This window comes from Paenibacillus sp. FSL H8-0457 (genome assembly GCF_038051935.1).
In the GTDB taxonomy this organism is placed as follows: Bacteria; Bacillota; Bacilli; order Paenibacillales; family Paenibacillaceae; genus Paenibacillus_AQ; species Paenibacillus_AQ lautus_A.
In genome coordinates this window covers 2,182,938-2,206,149 of the sequence record NZ_CP150293.1, presented here as the reverse complement: position 1 = coordinate 2,206,149, position 23,212 = coordinate 2,182,938, and the positions used below count along the sequence as shown (strand labels likewise).

Annotated in this window: 29 protein-coding genes and 1 tRNA gene; 9 read left to right on the top strand and 21 right to left on the bottom strand. The window is 48.9% G+C overall.

The genetic code is table 11. The features are described from left to right. Positions 1–62: 62 nt before the first annotated feature. Positions 63–659, bottom strand: coding sequence for a hypothetical protein (locus tag MHI43_RS09585; protein WP_015734302.1), 597 nt, complete (start codon positions 657–659; stop codon positions 63–65). Positions 660–926: 267 nt separating this feature from the next. On the opposite strand from MHI43_RS09585, the gene MHI43_RS09580 reads away from it, so the two are divergent. Together MHI43_RS09580 and MHI43_RS09575 are read left to right on the top strand one after the other, a co-directional pair. Next, positions 927–1,550: a DUF1054 domain-containing protein gene (locus MHI43_RS09580; RefSeq protein ID WP_009589608.1), complete on the top strand. Its 624-nt coding sequence runs from the start codon at positions 927–929 to the stop codon at positions 1,548–1,550. 373 nt (positions 1,551–1,923) lie between these two features. Continuing rightward, a complete protein-coding gene (locus MHI43_RS09575) occupies positions 1,924–3,399 on the top strand; it encodes an aminotransferase class I/II-fold pyridoxal phosphate-dependent enzyme (protein WP_036665945.1) in 1,476 nt (491 codons plus the stop codon). A 58-nt stretch (positions 3,400–3,457) separates the two neighbouring features. Here the strand turns inward: MHI43_RS09575 and MHI43_RS09570 are convergent, their stop codons facing one another. Next, positions 3,458–3,781, bottom strand: a complete 324-nt coding sequence (locus MHI43_RS09570; RefSeq protein WP_009589641.1) for a DUF1292 domain-containing protein — start codon at positions 3,779–3,781, stop codon at positions 3,458–3,460. 94 nt (positions 3,782–3,875) lie between these two features. Further along, on the bottom strand, positions 3,876–4,430 hold the full coding sequence (locus tag MHI43_RS09565; protein ID WP_015734300.1) for a copper amine oxidase: 555 nt from the start codon (positions 4,428–4,430) through the stop codon (positions 3,876–3,878). A gap of 251 nt (positions 4,431–4,681) precedes the next feature. Between MHI43_RS09565 and MHI43_RS09560 the strand changes: the two genes are divergently transcribed. Together MHI43_RS09560 and MHI43_RS09555 are read left to right on the top strand one after the other, a co-directional pair. Continuing rightward, positions 4,682–5,419 carry an MBL fold metallo-hydrolase gene (locus tag MHI43_RS09560; protein ID WP_036665946.1) on the top strand — a complete coding sequence of 246 codons (738 nt, stop codon included), beginning with the start codon at positions 4,682–4,684 and terminating at the stop codon, positions 5,417–5,419. Positions 5,420–5,485: 66 nt separating this feature from the next. Further along, positions 5,486–5,719 carry a DUF3892 domain-containing protein gene (locus MHI43_RS09555; RefSeq protein ID WP_036665947.1) on the top strand — a complete coding sequence of 78 codons (234 nt, stop codon included), beginning with the start codon at positions 5,486–5,488 and terminating at the stop codon, positions 5,717–5,719. A gap of 97 nt (positions 5,720–5,816) precedes the next feature. On the opposite strand, the gene MHI43_RS09550 is transcribed toward MHI43_RS09555, so the two are convergent. After that, positions 5,817–6,260, bottom strand: coding sequence for a GNAT family N-acetyltransferase (locus MHI43_RS09550; protein ID WP_015734297.1), 444 nt, complete (start codon positions 6,258–6,260; stop codon positions 5,817–5,819). Positions 6,261–6,613: 353 nt separating this feature from the next. Next, complete coding sequence (locus tag MHI43_RS09545) at positions 6,614–6,877, bottom strand: hypothetical protein (RefSeq protein WP_036665949.1); 264 nt, start codon at positions 6,875–6,877, stop codon at positions 6,614–6,616. A 135-nt stretch (positions 6,878–7,012) separates the two neighbouring features. Between MHI43_RS09545 and MHI43_RS09540 the strand changes: the two genes are divergently transcribed. After that, positions 7,013–7,085 (top strand) — tRNA-Val (locus MHI43_RS09540). 176 nt (positions 7,086–7,261) lie between these two features. Here MHI43_RS09540 and MHI43_RS09535 read toward each other — a convergent pair. Then, on the bottom strand, positions 7,262–7,603 hold the full coding sequence (locus tag MHI43_RS09535; RefSeq protein WP_015734294.1) for a YolD-like family protein: 342 nt from the start codon (positions 7,601–7,603) through the stop codon (positions 7,262–7,264). Between the two features lie 121 nt (positions 7,604–7,724). Beyond that, positions 7,725–8,021 carry a hypothetical protein gene (locus MHI43_RS09530; protein ID WP_036665950.1) on the bottom strand — a complete coding sequence of 99 codons (297 nt, stop codon included), beginning with the start codon at positions 8,019–8,021 and terminating at the stop codon, positions 7,725–7,727. Positions 8,022–8,280: 259 nt separating this feature from the next. On the opposite strand from MHI43_RS09530, the gene MHI43_RS09525 reads away from it, so the two are divergent. Next, positions 8,281–8,766, top strand: a complete 486-nt coding sequence (locus MHI43_RS09525) for a hypothetical protein (RefSeq protein ID WP_235201903.1) — start codon at positions 8,281–8,283, stop codon at positions 8,764–8,766. A gap of 193 nt (positions 8,767–8,959) precedes the next feature. Here MHI43_RS09525 and MHI43_RS09520 read toward each other — a convergent pair whose 3' ends face one another. Continuing rightward, complete coding sequence (locus MHI43_RS09520; protein ID WP_192569185.1) at positions 8,960–9,067, bottom strand: sporulation protein YjcZ; 108 nt, start codon at positions 9,065–9,067, stop codon at positions 8,960–8,962. Positions 9,068–9,611: 544 nt separating this feature from the next. On the opposite strand from MHI43_RS09520, the gene MHI43_RS09515 reads away from it, so the two are divergent. Further along, on the top strand, positions 9,612–9,713 hold the full coding sequence (locus tag MHI43_RS09515) for a sporulation protein YjcZ (RefSeq protein ID WP_155989925.1): 102 nt from the start codon (positions 9,612–9,614) through the stop codon (positions 9,711–9,713). Between the two features lie 156 nt (positions 9,714–9,869). Here the strand turns inward: MHI43_RS09515 and MHI43_RS09510 are convergent, their stop codons facing one another. From MHI43_RS09510 to MHI43_RS09465, 10 genes are all read right to left on the bottom strand, one after another. Continuing rightward, positions 9,870–10,325 carry a hypothetical protein gene (locus MHI43_RS09510; protein ID WP_235201904.1) on the bottom strand — a complete coding sequence of 152 codons (456 nt, stop codon included), beginning with the start codon at positions 10,323–10,325 and terminating at the stop codon, positions 9,870–9,872. Positions 10,326–10,344: 19 nt separating this feature from the next. Then, on the bottom strand, positions 10,345–10,608 hold the full coding sequence (locus MHI43_RS09505) for a hypothetical protein (RefSeq protein ID WP_015734291.1): 264 nt from the start codon (positions 10,606–10,608) through the stop codon (positions 10,345–10,347). Next, the gene (locus MHI43_RS09500) at positions 10,598–10,804 is read right to left on the bottom strand and encodes a hypothetical protein (RefSeq protein ID WP_036665951.1); all 207 of its coding nucleotides are present in this window, start codon (positions 10,802–10,804) and stop codon (positions 10,598–10,600) included. Before MHI43_RS09500 ends, MHI43_RS09505 begins: the two co-directional genes overlap by 11 nt. Positions 10,805–11,089: 285 nt before the next feature. After that, positions 11,090–11,230, bottom strand: a complete 141-nt coding sequence (locus tag MHI43_RS09495; RefSeq protein WP_009589655.1) for a cyclic lactone autoinducer peptide — start codon at positions 11,228–11,230, stop codon at positions 11,090–11,092. Then, positions 11,214–11,756 (bottom strand): accessory gene regulator B family protein, encoded by a 543-nt coding sequence (locus tag MHI43_RS09490; protein WP_051425425.1) that lies wholly within the window; start codon positions 11,754–11,756, stop codon positions 11,214–11,216. Before MHI43_RS09490 ends, MHI43_RS09495 begins: the two co-directional genes overlap by 17 nt. Next, a complete protein-coding gene (locus tag MHI43_RS09485) occupies positions 11,698–12,375 on the bottom strand; it encodes a hypothetical protein (RefSeq protein ID WP_015734289.1) in 678 nt (225 codons plus the stop codon). Before MHI43_RS09485 ends, MHI43_RS09490 begins: the two co-directional genes overlap by 59 nt. Positions 12,376–13,159: 784 nt before the next feature. Next, positions 13,160–14,791, bottom strand: coding sequence for a hypothetical protein (locus MHI43_RS09480; RefSeq protein WP_036665957.1), 1,632 nt, complete (start codon positions 14,789–14,791; stop codon positions 13,160–13,162). A 1-nt stretch (position 14,792) separates the two neighbouring features. Continuing rightward, positions 14,793–15,578 (bottom strand): ABC transporter ATP-binding protein, encoded by a 786-nt coding sequence (locus tag MHI43_RS09475; RefSeq protein ID WP_036665958.1) that lies wholly within the window; start codon positions 15,576–15,578, stop codon positions 14,793–14,795. Positions 15,579–15,642: 64 nt separating this feature from the next. Then, positions 15,643–16,182, bottom strand: coding sequence for a GNAT family protein (locus MHI43_RS09470; protein ID WP_036665960.1), 540 nt, complete (start codon positions 16,180–16,182; stop codon positions 15,643–15,645). A 22-nt stretch (positions 16,183–16,204) separates the two neighbouring features. Then, a complete protein-coding gene (locus MHI43_RS09465; RefSeq protein WP_036665962.1) occupies positions 16,205–16,831 on the bottom strand; it encodes a TetR family transcriptional regulator in 627 nt (208 codons plus the stop codon). Between the two features lie 457 nt (positions 16,832–17,288). Between MHI43_RS09465 and MHI43_RS09460 the strand changes: the two genes are divergently transcribed. Next, the gene (locus MHI43_RS09460) at positions 17,289–17,642 is read left to right on the top strand and encodes a L,D-transpeptidase (protein ID WP_235201905.1); all 354 of its coding nucleotides are present in this window, start codon (positions 17,289–17,291) and stop codon (positions 17,640–17,642) included. A gap of 60 nt (positions 17,643–17,702) precedes the next feature. Here the strand turns inward: MHI43_RS09460 and MHI43_RS09455 are convergent, their stop codons facing one another. Continuing rightward, positions 17,703–18,086, bottom strand: coding sequence for a VOC family protein (locus MHI43_RS09455; protein ID WP_015734282.1), 384 nt, complete (start codon positions 18,084–18,086; stop codon positions 17,703–17,705). 88 nt (positions 18,087–18,174) lie between these two features. Between MHI43_RS09455 and MHI43_RS09450 the strand changes: the two genes are divergently transcribed. After that, the gene (locus MHI43_RS09450) at positions 18,175–18,336 is read left to right on the top strand and encodes a hypothetical protein (RefSeq protein WP_186326403.1); all 162 of its coding nucleotides are present in this window, start codon (positions 18,175–18,177) and stop codon (positions 18,334–18,336) included. 67 nt (positions 18,337–18,403) lie between these two features. On the opposite strand, the gene MHI43_RS09445 is transcribed toward MHI43_RS09450, so the two are convergent. Both MHI43_RS09445 and MHI43_RS09440 read right to left on the bottom strand, forming a co-directional pair. Beyond that, positions 18,404–20,320 carry a beta-N-acetylhexosaminidase gene (locus MHI43_RS09445; RefSeq protein WP_036665966.1) on the bottom strand — a complete coding sequence of 639 codons (1,917 nt, stop codon included), beginning with the start codon at positions 20,318–20,320 and terminating at the stop codon, positions 18,404–18,406. Positions 20,321–20,456: 136 nt separating this feature from the next. Then, positions 20,457–23,192 carry an alpha-mannosidase gene (locus tag MHI43_RS09440; RefSeq protein ID WP_036665967.1) on the bottom strand — a complete coding sequence of 912 codons (2,736 nt, stop codon included), beginning with the start codon at positions 23,190–23,192 and terminating at the stop codon, positions 20,457–20,459. Positions 23,193–23,212 lie beyond the last annotated feature (20 nt).

The window sequence follows — 23,212 nt, the reverse complement described above, 5'->3', positions numbered from 1 at the left end:
AACACCCCTTCGGTTTCGGAGTGTTGTTCGTGCTTTACTCTTGTATCGTTCGATGAAGTGAATTACCACTCCAGCCTCATCAGCTCCAAGGAAAGCTCGCGGAGTCTTTGCTTGCAGGCCGCGATTTTGTCCTGATTCCCCTCTTGCAGGGCGGCATGGAGCTTCTCAAGCTCATCATCGGTTTCCAGCCTGGACAGAAGGAGCCGCTGTTCCCCCTCATCCGATTCGAACAACCGCACCATTTCCTGCTCCGTCATCGGCGTCCCCTTCTGAAACAGCACACGCTGCCGGTAACCGGATATTTCCACCAGCCTTATAACCTCGCCAAACAAAATATTCTCGATCAATATCTGCCGGTCCTTGAAACGTTTGACGACAGCGTGGCCACGGGTATTCTCGATCAATTTCTCCATCCATTCCGCAAGCTTGGGATCGCGGATCATATAATCGCCTACCAGCTTAAAACCGCTTCCTGTCCGTTGAAACCGCAGCTTTACCAGCTTGCGTCCGGTTCGGATCGAAATGACAAACTGCGTTTCATTCTCGCTCCAGTAAAGCGAATATCCTTCCTGGATCAATTCCTTGATTAGGTCCTGGATATGCCGGCGATCAAACCGGAGCTCCAGGTTGCAATACTCCACTTCCTCGCTCTTATTCACGGCACTCCCTCCTCCGGTTTACTACCGATCTGAAAAACGACGGTGAAGATTTCCCCCATGGCTGCTTTTGATGTTGTCTTATCTATATCTTATACTCCATCTTATGTAACGGTAACTTGGTTTATTGACTATTTTTAACCCGCATGAAAATACGGTGAAACTTTCCTGGGTCATGCCTGACGTCCACTTGCCTTATGGTATAATGGGTTATCCAAAAGCCGAGTTTAGTAAGTGTTCATCATAAACAACAGGGAGGCCATCACATTCATGACGGTTACCGGATTTAAAGATCAGGATTTCGACGTATTCTCCGTTCCAGGGCTCGAAGCCCGTATGGAGGTTCTCATTGAACGGGTAAGACCCAAGCTTGAGACGCTGGGGGCCGAGCTTGCCCCCTATGTGTCCGCGCTGGTCGGGGAAGAGATGTTCGTGCATGTGGCCAAGCATGCAAGACGAACCGTTAATCCCCCGATTGACACCTGGGTCGCATGGGCTGCCAGCAAACGGGGCTACAAAGCGCTGCCTCATTTTGAGGTGGGCATGTTCGGAACCCATCTGTTTGTCATCTTCGCGATTATTTACGAAAGCCCCAACAAAACCGTATTTGCCGGCAACCTGGAAGCCAAGCTCAAGAAAACAGCGAAGGCGCTGCCTAAACATTTCTATTGGTCCATGGATCATATGAATCCGGCCGGCACCCCTCACCAGGACATGAGCGAGGAGGATTTCGTTCGCCTCATTGAGAAGCTGAAACAGGTGAAAAAAGCTGAGGTCATGTGCGGACTGCGCATTCCGCGCGAGGAAGCCGTCAAGCTTGAAGGGGACGAGCTGGTGCAAAAAGTGCAGGAGACGTTTGAGACGCTGCTGCCGCTTTATAAAATGGCGTTTTAATGAGCATGATATATTGATGTAAAGGGCTGCTGTTGCAGCTCTTTTTTTAAGATTATAGAATTTATAAATTTTCAGCGAAGCTAAACAATTCAATAATCGCAAGAAAAACTTCCTTTAACCGCGGTCTGTCTTCTGAGAAAGTACGTCGATAGACGTTTATCTTATGGATGATATTTTAATGAAGGAACGATGAAGAACGCATCCCTCCGCCTTTATATGTCCAAAGTATGAAGCGCTGCCGGGCCGTGCAAAAAAAGCCGGTCATTCTTCTTGCATTCCCCCCCTATTTTGCTATACTCAATTTTGTTTATATAAAAACAGAAATCAACAAATCATAACAAAATAAACATAAGGAAAGGTTGTGACAACGTCCATGGACCACAGTCGTACACCGCTCTTCACCGCGCTTAAAGAACACGCGGCCAAAAACCCCGTGCAATTTCACATTCCGGGACATAAGAAGGGCCTCGGCACCGATGCCGAATTCAGGGAATTTATAGGGGATAACGCCTTTTCTATAGATTTGATCAATATTGCGCCGCTGGATGATTTGCATCAGCCTACAGGCGTCATTGAAGAAGCCCAGAAGCTGGCCGCCGACGCATTCGGTGCCGACCACACTTACTTCAGTGTCCAAGGGACAAGCGGAGCGATCATGACCATGATCATGTCGGTATGCTCGCCCGGCGATAAAATCATCGTACCGCGCAACGTTCATAAATCCGTGCTTTCCGCCATCATCTTTACCGGTGCCAAGCCTGTGTTCGTATCGCCTGCCCAGGATTCCAATGTGGGGATCGATCACGGGATCACGATCAGCTCCGTACGGAAAGCGCTAAAGCGTCACCCTGACGTCAAAGCCGTACTGGTCATCAATCCGACGTACTTCGGGGTGAGCGCTAACCTGAAGGAAATCGTCGATTTGGCCCACAGCTACAACGTTCCCGTGCTTGTGGACGAAGCGCACGGGGTTCTGATCCATTTTCATGAAGAACTTCCGATGTCGGCGATGGAAGCCGGTGCCGATATGGCTGCAACCAGCGTTCATAAACTCGGCGGATCGATGACCCAAAGTTCCGTGCTGAACGTGAACACCAAGAACGGATACATCAATCCTTACCGCGTGCAGACCATCATCAGTATGCTGACCACAACGTCGACCTCCTACATCCTGCTGGCATCGCTGGATACTTCTCGCCGGAGCCTGGCGCTGCATGGACGGGAAATGGCTGCAAGGACGATTGAATTGGCGCAATATGCACGAAACGAAGTCAACAAAATCGAAGGCCTGTACTGCTTCGGGAAGGAAATACTGGGCGGAGAAGCAACGTACTCCTATGATCCGACCAAGTTGACCGTTCATGTACGCCATCTTGGCATTACGGGATATGAAACCGAGAACTGGCTGCGGGACCACTACAATATTGAAGTGGAGCTCAGCGATATGTACAACATTTTGTGCCTCATTACACCGGGAGACAATCGGGAGACGATCGATATTCTGCTGACGGCGCTCCGCGAGCTTTCGGACCAGTACATGCACGTGAACGAAATTAATGAGCTGGTCGTGAAAACGCCGGAAATTCCGCAGCTGTCGCTCATTCCCCGCGATGCGTTTTATGGGGATACGGAGGTCGTGCCGTTCAAGGAATCGGCCGGACGCATTATTGCCGAATTCATCTATGTCTACCCGCCGGGAATTCCGATCTTGCTTCCGGGCGAAGTGATTTCCCAGGAAAACATCGATTACATTACCGATCATGTCGATGTCGGCCTGCCTGTCAAAGGTCCTGAGGATCGCAGCATTCAGAATGTGAAAGTCATCGTGGAAACGGATCCTATATTCTAAGGCAAAATACAAAAAACCCGGTGCGAGTGGTTCGCATCGGGTTTTTCGTTAGGGAGTGTTACTCCTGGTTTGCAGCAGCGACCAGTTCGTTGTAAACCGCCTCTACTTCATTCCATTCGTCTTCGTCCTCAATATTGTAAAGAACCATTTCCTCGTTCTCTTCTTCCATACGTAGAATGACGCCGTCCGCTTCCGGATTCTCGCGTTCAAGCAAAAGCGCGTAAAGCTTCTCGCCGACATCAAATGTCTCCACGAGAACCATCTCTACTTCTTTTCCTTCTTCATCCGTCAATGTCAGCACAAACTCTTCATGTTCGTGGTCGTGGTCATGATCGTGACCGCAGCCGCAAGCATCTCCGTGTTCATGTTTGTGTTCGCTCATTGAAAAAACCTCACTTCGGTTAAATTATCATACTTTCGTATCGTATCACGGATAGCTTCTTCAGGTCAATTTTTGCCAAGCGGCTATGGACCCATCAATTTAGGGCGGTAATCACTTTCTCCGCAACTTTCACAAAACCGTCATCCGATTTGACTTTTACATAAAAGCCTACCGAGTATTTTCCGGCCGTTTTGAAATCGTATGTGAAATCATAGGTTCGGAACCAGAAGTTATCCTTGCGGTCCTTCACTTCCTGGGACTGGATGTCCTTGATATTGCCCGAAGGATCCTCGATCGCTACTTTTACGGCATGAATATTGTTGTTTAAGCTGTCTACCTGGCTAAATACATTGAATTTCAGCTTGCCTTTGTTTACGTTGCCGAATACAGTATCTCCTTTAAAGAGAAAAATATGCACATTCGGCTTGACGACCTGGACTTGTCCATTCGCCGAATTCCAGTCCACAGCCCCGTCAAATTCCCGGACCGGCACATAGGTTTTGCCATCAATCAAATATCCGCCATCCTTCAATTCGCGTCCGTTCAGCCAAACACGAACACGTTCATTGACGGAATCCGCAAACAAAAGGGTGCTGCCACCCATTAAAGAGAGCACTAGCATACATGCCATCACTTTTTTCCACTTCATTTCATACGTTCCCTCCATTGGCTCTTCTTGTTGTTATATGTGTATACTACATGTCAAAAAACAAGTTGCGGACAATTTTGCACTTTGTGGTAAAATTTTTTTCTCGTGGTTCAAGGCTTGATCCTATCACGATTTTTGCGGCATTACGGCTCCGTTTCGAGCATATACTCCGTGTAAATACACAAGAAATTCGTTAAAATACACATAAGCATACTTGGACTATACATCATTTCATCAGGAGGTTTCATCCATTGACACTGACATTGCAAATGCTTGGCACCGGCAGTGCGTTTGCCAAGAACTACTATAACAATAACGCACTGATTCATGACGGAAATTTCACGCTGCTCATCGACTGCGGGATCACTGCTCCGTTGGCGCTGCATCAAATAAATAAGACGTTTAACGATGTGGACGCCGTGCTCATTACGCATATTCATGCCGACCATGTTGGCGGGTTGGAGGAGCTTGCATTTATTATGAAGATGAAATACGATCGCAAACTCCCGCTCTATATTGCTGAAGCGCTGGTGGAACCGATATGGGAACATACACTCAAGGGCGGCTTATATCAGCAGGGACATATTTCTTCCCTCCAGGATGTATTTGACGTGCATCCTTTGAAACCGGGCGTGAAGGCCGCTATTTCATCCGGAATCTCGGTGGAGCTGATTCATACGCAGCATATTCCGGGCAAAGACAGCTATTCGCTTTATTTGAACGATCGGATTTTTTACAGCGCGGACATGGTATTCGACCCCATCCTGCTGAAGCAATTGGTAAATGAACGGGATTGCGAAGTGATTCTGCATGAATGCCAGCTGCAGGGTCCGGGCGAGGTGCATACGACACTCGATGAACTGCTCAGCCTGCCTCAAGAAATTCAGGAGCGTACCTATCTGATGCATTACAGCGATGAGGTCGAAGCTTTCATCGGCAAGACCGGAAACATGGAATTCGTGGAGCAGCAGCGGGTATACGAATTGTAGTTCAATATGCGTCAATGCATAGTTTACGAGGGTTCCCGGGAATAATAAGGCCGGGAGGCGATTCATATGGATCAAGGACAACAAGAAGTTGTAGGCGTACGTAAAAATGGTGATGGCGACATCATCGAACTTAAGCTGGATAACGGCAGCGTCGTGGACTACAAGACGGCCCAACAGATGGCCAAGAATAAGGAAATCAAGAACCTGAACGTATTCCGTGGACGTGATGGAGACGAACATCTTCGTTCCAATGCGGATGGCGATCCAAGCAACAACCTGGACAATTTGCCGACGTTCTAATTTATGCGCAAAAAGACCTCGAGGCGATGCTCGAGGTCTTTTCTTTTTTGGGGACGATGCGTTAATGACCGGTATCTTATTTGGTTTGGTTATAGGCCTACAATTCCTTTTTCATGCGAACATGGGGAATGCCTGCATCATCAAACGGCTCGTCCGAAATCGTCTCATACCCCAGCTTGCGGTAAAAAGCCTCTGCCTGCACCTGTGCATCGAGCACGGAATATTGCAGTTTTAGTTCACGAGCCTGCGCTTCCAGCGCCATCATCAGCACACGGCCAATCCCTTTGGAACGGAACGGCTTCCGCACCGCGATCCGCTGCATTTTGGCGGAATCCTTATTGTAATAGGTAATACGCCCGGTTGCGGCGTACTGCCCCTCCGACTTGATCAAGACATGGTGTGCATCCGATTCCAGGCGGTCGTAATCATCGATCTCCAAATCGATCGGCACCTTCTGTTCTAGGACAAACACATCCTTTCGGATATCCAGCGCCTGCTGCAACTGCTCTTCCGTTGATACATTGATGATTTCTGCTGCCATTTCAACACCTCTTTATGTAGAATCAATTCCTCGTGATATCGCAGGTCGAGATATTATACAAAATATTCGTTTTCCTGTATAGTAGTAGAAGCTAACGTCTTCATGAAAGGAGCATTGCCTTTATGAGCATGGGAGCCACGATATTTTGGGCTGTGGTCATTGCTGCCCTGATCATCTATCCCACCTTCTGGACGATCAAAAAAGGTTATTCCCGCAAATGGGATGAGGAATAGCATCGGCCGTCTTACGACAAACCGCCAGCCTGCCAGCCGGCGGTTTGTTCTGCTCACTGTTCGTGCAGATCATCATGATGGTTGGCTCCGCGTTAAGCATAATGCCGTTCCTGGAGCTCTTTATGGATGAAGATCCCTTAACGTGTCCGCCGCATCCATCGGGGATACCGGCTCCAGCGCCCCGCTTCCCTGCTTGGAATATACATCCCGATCGACGGAACGCCCGTACACATCCAGCATCACGGGCGCTGCAGGGGCATGCAGCGGCTCCAATTGCACCGATGTTCTTTCCGGGACACTGCAGCCGCCGCCCGCAATAGATACCGCCAATAACGAGAGCACCAGTCCTGCTCGCTTGATACGATGGGATTTCCCACCTGTCATGCCATTCACGCTCCTTCATTGGCAAAATCATGCTGTATTTAGTCTGAACCGGAACGTGGTATTTTATAACGAGAAAACCATTGACAGCCGCCTTGTCTGCTGGTAATATATGAATTACCTTTTTAAATATTTCATGATCTGTTAGCTCAGCTGGGAGAGCACTATCTTGACAGGGTAGGGGTCAGTGGTTCGAGCCCACTACAGATCATCACAAGGAGTCCTTGCATAGCAAGGGCTTTTTTCTTTTCTTCTAATGGTTGTCTATCTGAATTTCACTTTTGGGGACGAATTGGGGGACATAGTCAGTTAGACACTACTTTTAAGACCACTTTTTGGTCTTATTTGACCTCTCTACGCCAACGGGATTACATTTGCCGAGTATTTTCAATTTGCCGAAACTATGTCATTAATCTTGATCCATTCCCATTCGCCTATTCCGGTAGCCAGCTTGATTTCACGTCGGTAAGTGTGAATTACGGATACAGTGCCGGTCAGTTCCTGGTCCTCATATTCATCGAATAAACGCAATTTGATTGTACGGTGCATATGAAATGACTCTGCAAGCGCCTGCTCAATCAATTCCATTTCCTGCGGATCAAGAACCGGTTTATTCTTCCTTCCCTCTTCCAGCTGCCGGCGGATGATAGTTTCTTTATGTTCCGGAAGCATCATCCGGCTGGATTCCCAAAGACCGTTACCTTCAAGCTTTTTACGAGTCGTTGTCATTTATAGTGTCCTCCGATCTTAGCCGACGTGATGTTAAAACATTTACGCAATTTCGTTACATCACAGCCTTATTATGTATACAAAAAAACCTTGAGGTTATTTAAACCCCAAGGATTTTTCGTTATTCTTCTTTCCAAACAGTATACCAATGTGTTGCTGTAGATTTATCATCATCTATGTACCAAAAAAAGTACTCCACTCCATCAACTGTAATGTAATGTAATGGCGTGAAAAAGTCTCTGCTATACTGACTTTTTGGGTACATATAACCCGCTTTTACTTTACATGGGTTACAATATTGAGGCGTTATCTCAGATTCTGTCTGTGAGATAGGACTTGCAGATACTGGCGCTGCTACAGTCATAAAAGCAGCAATGATAGAAGAGAATATTACAAATTTTTTCCCCATTCTAACCACGCTAACACCTCCAGATATTTATAAAAGTTAATTTACATAACCCATATCAATTGTATCATTTGGATATTATTGGAGTATATAGTATGTTAGAACCATTAAATGGTATGATTATGTATATTTTATTCTGGATTTATCTTTGTCAATTGTCGCATTTGTCCGGGCTATTTTTAGAATAGATGACATGACATTAATCCTACCATTACTTCTCGCCTCTTTATTACATAGCCAAGCGCTATAATTCAGGTAAAGAGGCATTTCTATGTTTATTGAACCGATGTTACTCGCAACAGCGCCCGCTCCATTCTCAGACTCGCGCTTCATATTTGAACCAAAAATCGATGGCCACCGCTTGATTTTTTCGCAGCAGAATGGCGTTGTTCGCCTATACACGCGCCATAACAACGACTGTTCTCGCCAATACCCTGAGATAGCCAACGCTATATTTCCGCATGACATCGTATTGGACGGCGAAATCGCGTGCGTTGATCCCGCGACTGGCAACTCGGATTTTGAAGCGGTTATGACCCGATTCCAGGCGAAGAAGACGGATAAAATTACAGCTTTAGCCGGAACTCTGCCGTCTACATTCGTCATATTCGACTTGCTGCAGTATTACGGTCAGGATTTGCGATGGCTGCCACTAATACAGCGGAAAGAAATACTCTCGTCTATTCCGCTACCGTCCCTAGCTTCGGTATTGTTCCGTTCAGCGAAGGCGACGGCGAAGCCCTGTTTACTCAAATAGAAAAACGGGAGATGGAGGGCATTGTCGGTAAGCGGAGATTTGCTACTGGGTAAATCGATCAGGAGGCTGTAATACCCTACTTCACCGATAGAAGACAAAGAAAAAGGACCCCCGATAGCCTAAGCCGGTAGGGATCCTCTCACATAAATACAACTGTTCAAATCACGTAGGGTCTTTGTCATCCGGGGGAGTATTATACCCAGAAAGAACCTAAAATGATGACCAACAAGATAAAGAGAACAAGAACTGCTCCGACTGAGTTTTTACCGCCGTATCCACCTTCGTAACCAACTTCACCCATGAGGACTCCTCCTTTCAACGATCTGATACAAAGTATTCAAAAACTCAAGCAATGCTAGGGCCAATATTCTTATTAACAAAAAAAAACGCCAGCCTAAGCCAGCGAGGTTCTTTTTACCGATGCGGCGCTGACCATATGGATATCACGGGTTGTGTTACCCGAGTTTTTTCTCCTTCCCGTCAATGCGGACGGAAAATAGAGCATATGACACCGTACAAAAAGAGGAAGCTGTCACAAAAGCCATAAAAATGACTGCGGGACAGCTTCTTCTTTTTTAAAGAAGGAAACCTGAGTTGTAGTTGGCGGGCTACACTCTCATGTATATTCACAGAAATGCCACTTTGCTAATCATTTTCAAATGTACATCATCAAAAAAAATACAAAGGGGCTGCAACAACTCCCTCACGTTAAAAACCTCCTCCTCCACCCAAGCAGCAATCGAAATAGGCTTGAAAATTAGGCTAAACACTTAGTTAATCACCCAAGCTTATACATAAGTGACCACATATTAATAATCTGACTCTAAAACAAAGGAGGAATAACCATGAGCGCTGATGCCGGGTATGGCTATGGCCGTAGTGCTACTTTTGTCTTGGTTCTGTACATTCTTCTCGTTATCATTTTGGCAGCAGGTTTTTGGGTCTAAAAACTGATGAAAACAGAGGCTGTTCCAAAAGCCATGAAAATGGCTGCGGGACAGCCCTCTTCATAACAAAAAAATCATTCCGGGGTAAAATGAAAGTGCCGCTAAACCATCAAAAAAGACCCTGCCAGCCAGTAATAGGCCCGAAGGGTACTCGTGTTATTTGTTTAATTTCTGGAGAATATTTTTTTCCAAACGGAGGAAGACGATTGCCGCCTCTTCGCGGATCAAAGGATCTCCGGGGCAGTTGCCATCGAAAAGCCCTTTCTTTTTCGCTGCATCCCAAAAGTCTTGATCAGACCCAAAAAAGCCCAACTCATAAATACCTTCCGATTGGCTTCTTCTCCAGCTTAATTGATAAAGATGTTTTTCGAATGACATATATAATCCATCTAATTTGAATCCATTCAGTGTGTCCAACGGAAATTCCGTAGTTACTGTAATATAATTACGAATCGTTAGATTCGTCCAACCGAAATTCAAATCATAGATGAATCGGTTGGAATCATAAAATTTAAAGTTGATTTGGCATCCTTCGTACTTTCCAGGGATACGTGATATAAAATGAAATTCGGCTCGTGTCCCCTCATCCGTGCAATCTCTAAGCACAGGCATCTCTATACCTCCTGCCGAATCAATGTGTCGTCCAGTAATCCGCAGCTCTTTCCACTCTTTGAACGGGCTGTGCCTCTTCTTTCAGTACAATCAGGCTCTGCAATTCCCGCTTGTTCTTAAACATAATATAGCCTTGTTCCTCCAATGAAGCTATGCCCTCCATAATTTCATTCGGTTTACGTCCCGTTAGGTACTTAAGTAACCGCAAGGTCGGGACACGGCTGCGATGCGCCGGATAGTTGATCAAAATTCGGAGCAGTTTTCGTTCCAGATCAGGAAGCATGCGAACCTCTTCCTTTCTGGGGCCTCCAGGACAGGATGTTGTTTTCATTGAATACTCGGGGCTTTCCCGACTCCAGGCACGTTGCCCGAATCCGCTGATCTTTAATGCTGTGTATCTGTATTTTGCGCTGGGTAATGTTGCCCTTACGGTCTTCGTATATGATTTCTACGGTTTGCTCCAGGTATTTCTCAAACATGATGAACTCACCTCTGATAAGAACATTTGTTTGTATTATATGCGAACACTCGTTCTTTTATCAATGTCAATTTTACCCTAATTGGCTTGGCATCCATTACTAACAAACTCGCAATCATTGGAGCATCGATGGAACCGACCGTTAAGGACTCAGCTGTAGCTTCCTTAGTCATAATAAAAACCGGCGCCAACCGGCACCGGCTACTACGACCCATATCTCATTCAACAACCATGAACCTACCACAAATTTGGTGTACCCCAGTCCCCGTATCAATTGGATCAAGATTTATTTCAAAAGTTCTTCCGGCGTCTCTCCGCTGTACACAAATACGGGACTTGCAGTATTAACGACAAATACGGCTACCAACGTCAGTGCAGATGCGATGAACGAAAAAAAACGATGACGAATCTTATGGATCCATAACATGAGCTTGTCCTCCTTTCCAGCGTAATAAACTAATAGCCTGGATTAAAAATATGACAGCCAATGTTGGGGACTGAAGGACAAAATTGAACATCACGATGAAGCAGCTAATCAAGCGGAGCTTAGAGTAATGCTTGCTCGGTATCCGGGATTGTCTCTCGATTCGGCTGGGAGCAAACAGCATAACCAGCAACAGACTAAGCGCATTCATAACGAGCACAGCTGCAATCCCCATATCAACAAAAGTCACCAAGGTAAACAGTGCTGTCGTGAACGCAATACAGCCGGCCCCCGTCTTAAGGTGATACCCTCCCGAGAATTGCCTCAGTATTGCGAAGCCCGTCAAGGCTATGACCGCCTCTCTCACGTTACCCGAGAAGATCGAAATCAGCAGCGTGAATACGACAATGAACATCACGTTGAATAGAATGGCGAGCGCGTGCTTCAAAACAGGAACGGAGGACGGATGATCAGGTACCTGACGTTTGATCCTCTCCGCTATCCGCTCTGACAGTCCTTCTATGATCATAAGACTCCCGCTCCTCTGTATTGATCGCATAATACAAGAAGATTCCAAATGTGATTCCAAAGAAGAGAAGATGCAGCCACAGGCGGTTGAGGTAAAACAGAATGGCAATTAATATCAGCACTACGATAATTAAAGCGATCAACAGAATATGTTCAAATTTAATGCGCAGCTTCTCCAGGTCGTACTTAAACCCGATACCGAACCTGTACATCAACCAGGATATCAGCAGTCCCGTCGCTCCTGACAGAACTTGAAGGATGTAACCTTTGGCAGGATCGGTCTGAATGGCATTGATCGATCCGAACACCGTAGTCAAATAGGCGGTTTGAATCAACGCGTAGAACATGTAGCCTATAATGGTGCAAATCGCCGACCAAATGACTGGAATTTTAATGATGGCCGAGAACAAGAACACAAAGATCATTACCGTAATAAGCGGGGCAAGAAAATCGAGCGAGAGTTCATTCCGCATGATGTAACTCTGTAGATTGGCAAGGATCATAACCAGCAGGGCTTGCCAAATGTACTCCGTTGTTTTAAACCTAAGCAATGTCATGATCAGTGAATAAATCGCCAGTGTTTCAAAAGTCGAAAACACCATAAACCAAATAGCTTCCATTCAAAGATTTCCTCCCTACACCGTAAAGAAATGGTTTAATGTGTACAACGCCACTTCCCGATTCATCCTGGCTGAGCTGAATGGTTATAACGTCTCTAAGAAACGTATATCTTCAGCCTTCAGATTCTATCGAGTCGTCCCTGAATGATGCATGTTCTTGAGGTCAATTCCGATGGCGCCTGCCATTTCTTATATGTCTGGAAGCTCTGATGAAAAATGCAATAACATCGAACGGCGTCAATAGCTCCGGCTGGTATACAATAATTACCAAGCACAACGGCCCGGAACTTATAACGCCAAGACGAAGCAAACCACTGCAACGTTCAATCCGCAAAACAAAAAACGAGCATCAATGATCAAGAATCCACGACCTTATGAACATAACTAAGCCAGAATAAACTCGTGTCGCACGATGCGTAACATCCTGACATCATCATCTAAGTCGATTATATAAGGCCATGTAGGCATAACAACAGGTAATTAAATACATATGTGGGGGAATCCATCATGGATCTATGAAGTGTAGAGTTTATAAAAGGAGATAACTAGATATAACTCTATTATATACGAACCTACGTTCCTGTTCAACCATTAAGGAACGACAGAATTTATTTTATTCTGACATAAACCTTACACAATTAGATATTAAGATAGGATCAACTAATCTGTATTCCAAGAAGAGGCATCCGCCGGATGCCCCTCCCCTTTTATTCCGTTCTCGTCCCCAACCTTTCAAAAGGATGCGCCTTGTTAGCCGGAATGTTTTTGTGTATGAGTAAAGCAGTCACTTATACAGTCTGGTCCAAGCCATACCATTGGCAGCCAGCAGCACGACGATATAGGCCGATATACCGTAGGTAACCGTGCTACTAAAATAGTGCAAGCCGCATAACCCGCCGACAACGATAATGAACAGCAGCACCCACCAGCCGTCTTTTTGCTGAGCCACATTAAACGCTTGGGAGAACGGCGGATGGCGAAGCATCGCCTTGGCCGACACAGGTATCAGCACCAAACCGGTAAGAAGAATGATGAGAACGTCCGGTAGGATCCGAATACCGAATATGATCAGGAATACGATCGCATTCACAGTGAACAACGGCAGGAACATTTTTATGGCAAAGGCCTTTAAAGCTCCTTGATATAAGGGACTCATGCTTGGCAGCGGGGCCGCCCCAAACAGCCAGAAGGCCTTGGGTTTGCCGGAGAATTTCAACATCATCACGACGGTTACAATCATGATAAGCATGACGTGCAGCACATAGTACGACGATCCCCTGCCGATTTCCGCCAGGGAGGAATTACGGATCGTGGAGAAAAAGAACAAGTAGGGCAGCAGAACGGACAACCCGAGCGTAGGATACACCTTAAGCTTGAATTCTCTCTCGTTCTTCAACATGCTGGCAGATAACCGGAAACATGCCTGTTCCGTGCGGGACCGGCATACGATTTTGGCCAAAAACCTGTCAAACCGACCGCGCTCCCGCCCTTTTCCCGCTTCGCTGTGCGCCAGCTTTTCCAGATACTGCTCGAAGGATGGAATATAACGAAGGTACACCACCATGAGCAGAACCGGAACGAACACGGCCAATAAGGATAGGACAATCAGCCACCCGCTCCCCTCGCCGAACATCCATTCAAATGGGGCCGCAAACCATACGGGCGGAAGCAGGACCTGCCACCAGGCCGGCGTAAATACCAAATTGAAATCAATCAAATCAAATGAACGGATCACGAACTGATAGCCGATGGCCAGCGTAGCGGAAAGCCCAATCTGTACATAATTGATCAGATCCTTCAGTTTCTCTCCATCCCAATATTTCAGCAGCACCAGATAAATCATGGAGGTGCTCACCAGAATGAGCATATTCATCAAAATAAGCTCAAGGATGCAGATCAGGAAGAACAGCACGCCATGCTTAAGCAGCCCCACGGCAAGTGAAGCGGCCGATAGCGCTCCGGTCAGCAGCAGCAAATAAATACCGGCATGAATCGATCTGGCCACGCCGACCGTGCGGCCGTCGATCGGTTTCGTCATCAGAATGCTGCGGTCGCGCACATCCAAAAGCACGGATGAGAAATCCGAAATCATGGAGGTCATGATCAGGAACATGAGGATGGCGGACAGGATGCTCATCGGCATCAGATATTCCGGATCGCTCCAGAACACAAACGGCGTCAGCACAAGCCCGATTAAGCCATACAACCAGAGGGAACTGACAAACAGGTTTTTGTCCTGCTCTTCAGCCTTCCGGCTGTTTGAAGATAATATGACGGGTGCCCGCCTCGAGTCCATCAGCAGCTTGACATGCAGGATCCGCCGCAGCGTTTCATAGTCGACGCCCAGTCTCGAGATAACCCCTTGAAACCGATCCAGCAGCTTCAGCATTCGAAATGAAACTTCCGGGCCCGCCATATCAGCTTCCCTCCCGAACGATCGATATGAACCGCTCTGCGATGCTGGCATGGTCATTGAAGCCCGTCAGCTGATTGAACACCTCTTCCAGCGACCCTTCATGGGAATGCTGCTGCAGCTCTTTAAACGTTCCGTCCGCCACCACCCGGCTGTCTGCGAGCAGAACGATCCGGCTGCTGATTTTCTCGACGACGTCCATGATATGCGAGGAATAAAAAATCGTCTTGCCCTGTGCCGACAACTGCGCCAGTACCTCCTTGACCACCATCACGCTGTTTGCATCCAGCCCGCTTAAGGGCTCATCAAGGAACAAGAGATCCGGGTCATGCAGGAGACTCGAGATCAGCAGCACCTTTTGCCGCATTCCTTTTGAAAACGTGGCGATCCGAGCATGGTAAGCCTTTTGCATGTCAAAGCAGTCCATCAAATGTTTTGCCTTATAATCCGCAGCATCGTATGTAAGTCCGTACAATTCGCCGATAAACGTCAGATATTCCGCGGCCGTTAACTGATCGTATAATTCCGCCACCTCGGGCACATACCCGATTCTCCGTTTATAATCGATATTCCCGTCGGAAATATCCTGGCCGAATATGCGGACCGTTCCCGTATACCCTTCAACCAGCCCAAGCATAATTTTAACCGTCGTGCTCTTTCCCGCCCCGTTCGGACCGATATATCCTATCATCTCGCCGCGGTTGACCTTCAGATCAATCCCGTTCAATACATAACGGTTGTCATATTTCATGCGCAGGTCTTCAATCGATAACACTTCATTTTCGGACATGATTGATTCTCCCATTCCCTCTTTTGTCGTCTCATACCTACCTTATTATGGAAGCGCGGGAAAATCAACCGTTGGCGGTATACTCGCTCTGCAAAAGCCCCATGTGCACAATGTCATGCCAGGCACCGTTCCGGTACAAACTCTGTCTGGAGCTGCCTTCGTGGACGAAGCCGATTTTTTCGTACAGCTTGATCGCTTTATGGTTAAAGGAGAACACCCGCAGGCTTACCCGGTGCAGATTCAGCTCCAAAAAGGCATAATCCAGCAGCAGCTTCATCGCTTCCGAGCCGTATCCCCTGCCCCAATAATTCTTATCGCCGATGTCGATGATGCACTCCGCATTGCGATTCTTGAAATCGATGCCGACCAACGACATGATCCCGATCGGTTGGCCTGTTTCCTTCGCCAGGATCAGATAGCTCTTCGAAGACGGAGTGCCGAGGATCACATGCTGAACGAAGTCCCTGGTCTCCTCCATTTGGTAAGTATCCAAGCTGGGACTGGTGGATTGCATCACGTCCAGGTCATTGCGCCAGGTATGATACAGCTCCGCGTCATCCATGGTCATTTTTCGACAAGACAATCTAGCAAAATCAAACAGCATTGCTATAAGCCCCTTTCTGTCATCATGATTCTATGGTTATCGGATTTAGCATTTCGCCGAGAGAGTAGAGGAAAGACTCCAGCTGCTCCGGCACGCAAGTCACCCCAGCCCCAAGCTGGAAGGTATCCAGCATAAGTCCGTTGAGAAACGAGATCATGTACCGTGCGATGGCTTCCGGTTCCAGACGCGGCCGAAACTCCCCTTGCTCCTGCCCCTTCCGGATGACCCCGCATAGAGCCTCGACCGTAATCTGATAGCGCTCGGTAATATAGGGATCTTCTTGCTTCGCATGATCATAAGAGGAAGACAGGAAGAATTCCGCCCTGGCGAGTACAAGCGAGTGATGGATCAGCGAGATGTCCTCCTGCTGTTTCTTGATCCAGTCCAACAATTGCTTCCATATCGAATGTGTCGAATCCGGTTCAAAAAAACGGAGCGCCTCCTGATCGTCATAACGCAGAACCTCCAGAAAAACATGCTGCACATTGCCAAAATACGCGTACACGGCGCCGCGGGACATGCCGGCTTCCTCCATGATGTCCTGCATCACGGTGCGGGTAAAACCCTTCCTAATAAAGACGCGCCTGGCTGCCCTCAAGATTTCAAGCTTTTTCTGCTGCTTGTATTCGTCGCTGACCTTTGGACACATAATCCTCCCCACCTTCGACCTTAAACTGACACTGGTGTCGTTTTTCATGTCATATTATAAACGACACTCATGTCGTTTTCAAATACCAACCAGTAATTTACGCTGACCCCTTACAGGAAAGTCCCTTAAAAGCACAAATTGAGCGCGGCCATGACACTATCATTTTTTAGATGGAATGTCCCATAATGCCCCTGTCGCTTGATCTTTGAAAACAACTTGTTCTATTTCCGGCAGCTGCACATTTCCGTCAACATTCGCGAATCCCCGCATATATATGGGGGAGAACGAAAAGAGGTGATCGGACATCATTAAGGGCATCGGCCGCATACTGGTCTTCGCCTTACTGCTCGTATTCTTCCTCCCCTCCGTTACCCAAGGTGCGGGAGCAGGACAGAAGCTGGACAGTAAGTACACCAAGTACGCACAGTTTATCGTCATTGACAAATCCACCAACAAGTTGACGTATTACGAAAAAGGCAAGGTCATAAAAACATTCCCCGTGGCCACCGGCAAAAAACCCTCCTATACGCCGGAAGGACTGTTCAAAATCCACGAAAAAGTGAAGAACAGACCGTACTACAAGGAAGGCATCAAGGGAGGAGATCCGCGCAACCCGCTTGGGGACCGTTGGCTCGGCATTAATGTGAAAGTGAACGGCCGAACCAGTTACGCTTATGCCATCCACGGCAACAACAACGCGAATTCGATCGGAAATTACGTATCCGCGGGTTGTATCCGGATGCACAACAAGGACGTGCGATGGCTCTACGACAAGGTAAAAATGAACACCCCCGTCCTCATCCAAAAATAAGGCGCGACCATGAAAAAGCCAAACACTGCACAAGTGTTTGGCTTTTTTAAGTTGAACGTTTTACGAGCCGTACTCGGCTCCGAATTCAATAATGTTGCGGTCCGGATCGAGCACGAATATCTGGGCGAAGCCGGCAACGCTGTCGGGTTTGGCTACATACTCGACGTTCATCCGGTCCAGCCATTCCTTGGTTTCGCGGTAGCTCTTCACCCAGATCGAGAAATGACCGTCCGTTGTATCGATGCCCCGCTCCCGCAGCGTATCGCTGACGGGATGCTCCAGCAGATGGAGCTGCTGGCCCCCGACGGCATACCAGACCCCTTTGGAATCAAACGGCGGGCGCGGCAGCTCCCGAAACTTGAGAACGTCCGAGTAAAAAAACTTCGCCTTCTCCAAGTCGCGCACCGCCAAGCTCACATGGTGCAGTCCTTCAAATTGTATCATGAATCCCACCCCCAGGTATGTAACTGTATTGTAAAGGATACCTTATCATTATATAACATGAAATAACCAGCCAAGGGGGGAGTTCACCATGGATATCCATTCGGATGAATACAAAATCGCTGCGCTCAATGGAAATGAAGGCACTTTGAAGGCAATTGAAGACGCCGAAACCAAAATTGCCGAGCTGACGGGCAAAGAGATCACGCTGATTGCCTACGAGAAAGAACAAACACACGGAGAGAAGCCATAACCAAGCCCCTTAGAAAAAAGGCTGCCCTCCAAGCGTCTACAGTGACCTTGGTAGAGCAGCTTTTTCATTAGATGAAGCAGGACGCCGTCACGGCCGCCTGATAGGTTACATTAACCTCCAGCGATCTGTCGGTTAAACCATTCTGATCAAAGAGCATCCGGTCGGCTTCCAGTTCCTCGATTTCGTCGACTACGCCTTCCACATAATCCGCAAGGCGGTCCCGCGTAGAGGAGATTCGCGCGAGCAGCCCGCCGTAGCGGAGATCCAGCACCTCCCAGCCAAATGGCTTATACGTGCTCATCCACAGTCCCCTGTGCGATAAACGCAATGCCTCGATGCGCCGCTTCAGATCGTTTAACGGGGAATCCGCTGCGGAAGCAAGCTCAGCAAGCCGGTCTTTGTTGCCTGTGTCGTAAAGCTTTTTCAACGTAACGCCCAGGGTGCTCTTGATAACGAGGACCGAGGCCAATTTTTCATAAAAATCAAACAGGCGGTTAAACGGTGCCGGGTACTGTTCCTTGCATTCCCGCCATCTCTGCTCCAGACCGGCGTAATATCCAGGCAGCACGGAACCCGCTTCCCCCTCCACATGCTTGTCCAGCAGCCCCAGCAAAGGATCCTGCCACAACAAATACTTCGAAGGATTGGCCATCCAGTGATTTCCCTCCGACACGCCGGGAACCTCATCCATATATTTCAGCGCGTTCAGCGCTCCGAACAAATCGATGCCCGTGCAAGCCGCAAGCCTCCTTGCCAGAAACTCGTCGCTGATATCGTCTCCGTACCCATGCTCGGCAAACAGCTGGAGGCCCGCCAGGATGACCAGGTGATTGGTTTCGTTTCCGTTATCCCCCCACGCGGTGGCGATGACTTCGCGGATCCCTTTCGTTTTGGCGGCGCGCAAGGCAGGATGGCTGGTCATCCAGGTCTTGCCGTTGTTCGGGCTGATGCTGTTCCACATATGAATGCCGCCGGCAAAAATCGGCTTGGAGCCCAGCTTCATATGCTTCTCATACAGCCGCTCATAGCCCTGTTCATCCCTACGTCCGTAATCCCAATACACGAATTGGACGCCTTGGGGAATGCGGCTCATATTATCGTCGGAAAAATCCGCATCCAGATTGTACAGCGAACCTTGATAATCGTTGGCCAGCAAATTAAAATACATGTCGCTCCAGATCATCGGCCGGAGTCCGAGTCGCTCGGTAATGGCAAGCACCCGGCTGACATGGTCATTCATAATCTGAAACCGGTCCTGGACGCCGTTCAATTTTAAATACTTGCCAAGGCCGACCTGAAACGCCTCGTCCATCCCGATGTGAATCCGCTTGGAACGGAACATCCCGGATGCGGCGGTGATCATCTGTTCGATGAAAGCATACGTCTTCGGCTCGCCTGCAAGCAAAATATCCGCATGATCCTTCATATCCGCGGCATAGCCCCATTTCAGCGCTTGCTGCAGATGCCCCAAAGTCTGGATGCAGGGAATCATCTCGATGCCGAACAGGTCCGCGTAATCGTCGCATTCCTTCATTTCCGAAGCCGTGTACCGGCCGCGCATATATCCGAAATACGGCTGCTCTTTCACCTCGTACGTATCCTCGGTATACATCATCAGCCCGTTCAGCCCCATCAAAGCCATATAGCGGATAAACTGCTTGATCACCGGAACCTTAAGCACGCCATTGCGCGAAACGTCAAGCATCGTGCCGTTGAAGTCAAACCTGGGCTCCTCGGTCAGCTCGAACCGGTCACGCTCCCTCGCCTGCTCCAGAAACACCCCTAAAGCACGGAAAAAATGAATCTTCTCCTGGTATCGGATCGTCCCCTGCCCATGCTTTAATGATAACTGGATCGGTCCTGGAGCCTGAATGACCCGAATCTTTAGGCCCTCTTCCTCCGTAATGCGGATATCCAATATGTCCGAGAGCTCGCCAACCCCTTCAAGCAGCTTCTCCGGCAGGTTATCAAAATAAATCTTCATCTCCATACCTCCATTCTGTTTTTTGAGATGATGCCTATCACATTGCAAGACAGCAAAGCCCGATCCCTGTCATTTCGGAATCGGGCTTTTGCTAGCCGGGATGGATCACCATGCCCGGCGTATATTTGATCGAAACTTACTCGGCTGAAACTTTAACGCCCAGCGTCAAGATCTCATAAGGTTTCACCGGCAGCGTAAAGCTTCCGTGATTGTCAAAGCTTTGAACCGCTCCCTCTTCCTCCAAAATATTGCTCTTATACACGCCCTGGGACGGCAAGGAAGATGTCAACGCAAGCTCAGCATCTGTGCCTGCCATATTGAACCAGCGCAGCATCAAGTCCCCTGTGTTCGGATTCACTTTCAGGGAAGAGAATGCAAGCTCTTCGCGGCTCCATGCCAGCGGCGCAGATGTGGAAGCCACCTGTCCGGTATGAACGCCGGTCTGGGCAGCCGTCCATGGAATCTGGAACTGGTAAGCCTCAGCATAAGCGCCGGAAGCGATGCCGTCGCCCTGATGCGGAATGACCTCCATACGTACCGTATGAACGCCGATGCACTGGGCTTCAGGCGTCGGGAAGTAACCCCAATCGCCGAGCTCGCCTACGGAGCGAAGCAGCGTAACGGCAATCGTATTCCGACCGTCCCGCAGGACTTCGTACTCGTTTAAGCCCTGGTTGGCCACCGTCAGTCCTGCCGCAGCCGCCGTAACGTCCACGAAGGCCTGTTGATGAGCCGTGTAGCTCGGGTTCTCCCATTCGGCAGCCGGTTCATTATCCCGTTTCGCCACTTCGAACATGGAATCCACGTAATGGGAAGATGCCTCCAAATCGGTCGGGAACAAAGCACGCACCCGATGATCCTTCGCTTGATTATCCAAAGTGGCTTCGATCTCCACGCCTTTGCCGCTGCGGTTCAAGCTGACCACGGTACGTATGCGCATCGGCACCATCTCGCTTGATCTTTGCGCTTTGCGGTTCGGATAATACACAAGCTCATGCTGCTCTTCATCCAGCTTGCTGTCCGCCATAGCCGGAATGGACCAGTTATGAACGATTTCAACGGATGCCCGGTAAGGCGTGTCTTCCAGAACCGTAATTTCGGCGGTCAATCCTTTGGTTGTCAATGGAATTTCGCCGTCCGGCTGTTTGTACATATATTCGTTACCGATGTCTCCGGTATTTTCATAAACGCCCAGATCGCGGTATACTTGTCCGTTCTTTTTATCCGTCAGGGAGAAGGAACCGTCCGCTTGGATTTCGACCTTGATCAGGTCATTTTCCAACACGTTCGACTGGCTGAACAGGGATCCCGTCTCGGCAGGCTTCACTTCGCTCTTCACCCAAGCATAGGCAGTCAAGCCCATGGCAGGAATGTCGCTTGCCTCGAAAGTCAGTCTCACGCGGCGGCACATGTACGGCTGGCGGAAACGGTCGTCCGGCAGATCGTACCCGAATTGAAGTCCGAGGTCCTCTACGGTGCAAGGCACGGCCTGACCTTCAGCGTTAACCAGCACGCGGCCGGACAAGTCGACTTCCTTCATCCGGCGGCTGGTTTCCTCAAGCGAATAGCCTTCCCGGAAATAGAGGCGTTTCGCGTCCAGCTCGATGCTGACCGTACCGCTGCGTTCCCATCCGGTCGTATTGAATACGACCAGCGGCAGCGGGTCGGTGCCCCATTGCTCGAATCCGGTCGTGTCCACCGCATCCGCGATGACGCGCACGCTGTCGTCCACGATATTTTCCGCCACGTGGGCGCTTTTCTCGAAGCGGGTGACCATCTCGCGGTGAACTTCGTCCACGCTGCAGCCGCAGATGCTGTCATGCGGATGATTCTGCATCAGCGTCTTCCACGCATAGGTGAACAGATGATGCGGATACTCCTTGCCAAGCAGGCTGGCGTAGGATGCCAGCGGCTCGGCCACTTTTTCCAGCAGAGTCTGGCCGCGCTGGTTCATCTGCTTCAGGTATACGCGCGCCGAAGCGGTGTTCACGAGCGTTCCCCATCCATCGGTGCGCTGGCTGCGGAGCTCTCCTTTGACGGAGGAAAGATCCTGCGGCAGCTTCTCGCGGACCGCTTTCAAGTAATCGTCGAAATTGGAGTGGATAAACTCCGTATCGGGATACAGCTTCTTCGCTGTACGAATGCCTTCCGGAAGATCGGTCTGAATCGGCTGATGGTCGCAACCGTTCATGTACAGCAGCTCAGGCGTGGAAGCGTACTTCTCGGCATCCGCCAGCTTGCGGTCCCAGAACGCCTTCGCCTCGGCTTCATCCACGGGAACTTCGTTGCCGTTGCTGTACCAGTTGGCAAACAGGATGCCCAGCACCTTGGAGCCGTCCGGACCTTCCCACATCAGCTCGGAGAACGAAGATTCATAGCCGCTGTCGGAGACGGTATTGTTAAAGCCCGTCGGCTTCACGCCCCGCCCGAAGAAGGCGTTATCGATGCCGGACTGGAGCATCAGCTGCGGGATTTGGCCCGTAAGTCCAAACGTATCCGGGAAATAACCGATTTTGGCAACCGTGCCGTACCGCTTCGCATCCTGGTGCCCGATCTGCATATTTCTCACGTTGGCTTCGCTGCTCGTCAGGTAAGCATCCTGCAGGATGTACCAAGGACCGATGATGATCCGGCCGTCCGTGATCAGCTTCTCCAGCTGTTCTTTTTTCTCAGGTCTTACCTGTAAATAATCTTCGATAATAATCGTCTGGCCATCAAGGAAAAAGCTGCGGTATTCCGAGTCCTTTTCCATCGTCTCAAGCAAGCTGTCCATCAGCTCGATTAACCGCACATGGTGCTTTTCGTACGGCAAATACCACTCGCGGTCCCAGTGAGTATGAGAAATGATATGTGCCTTTCTGGATTGGTCCATCTCTACTTAGTCCCCCTTAT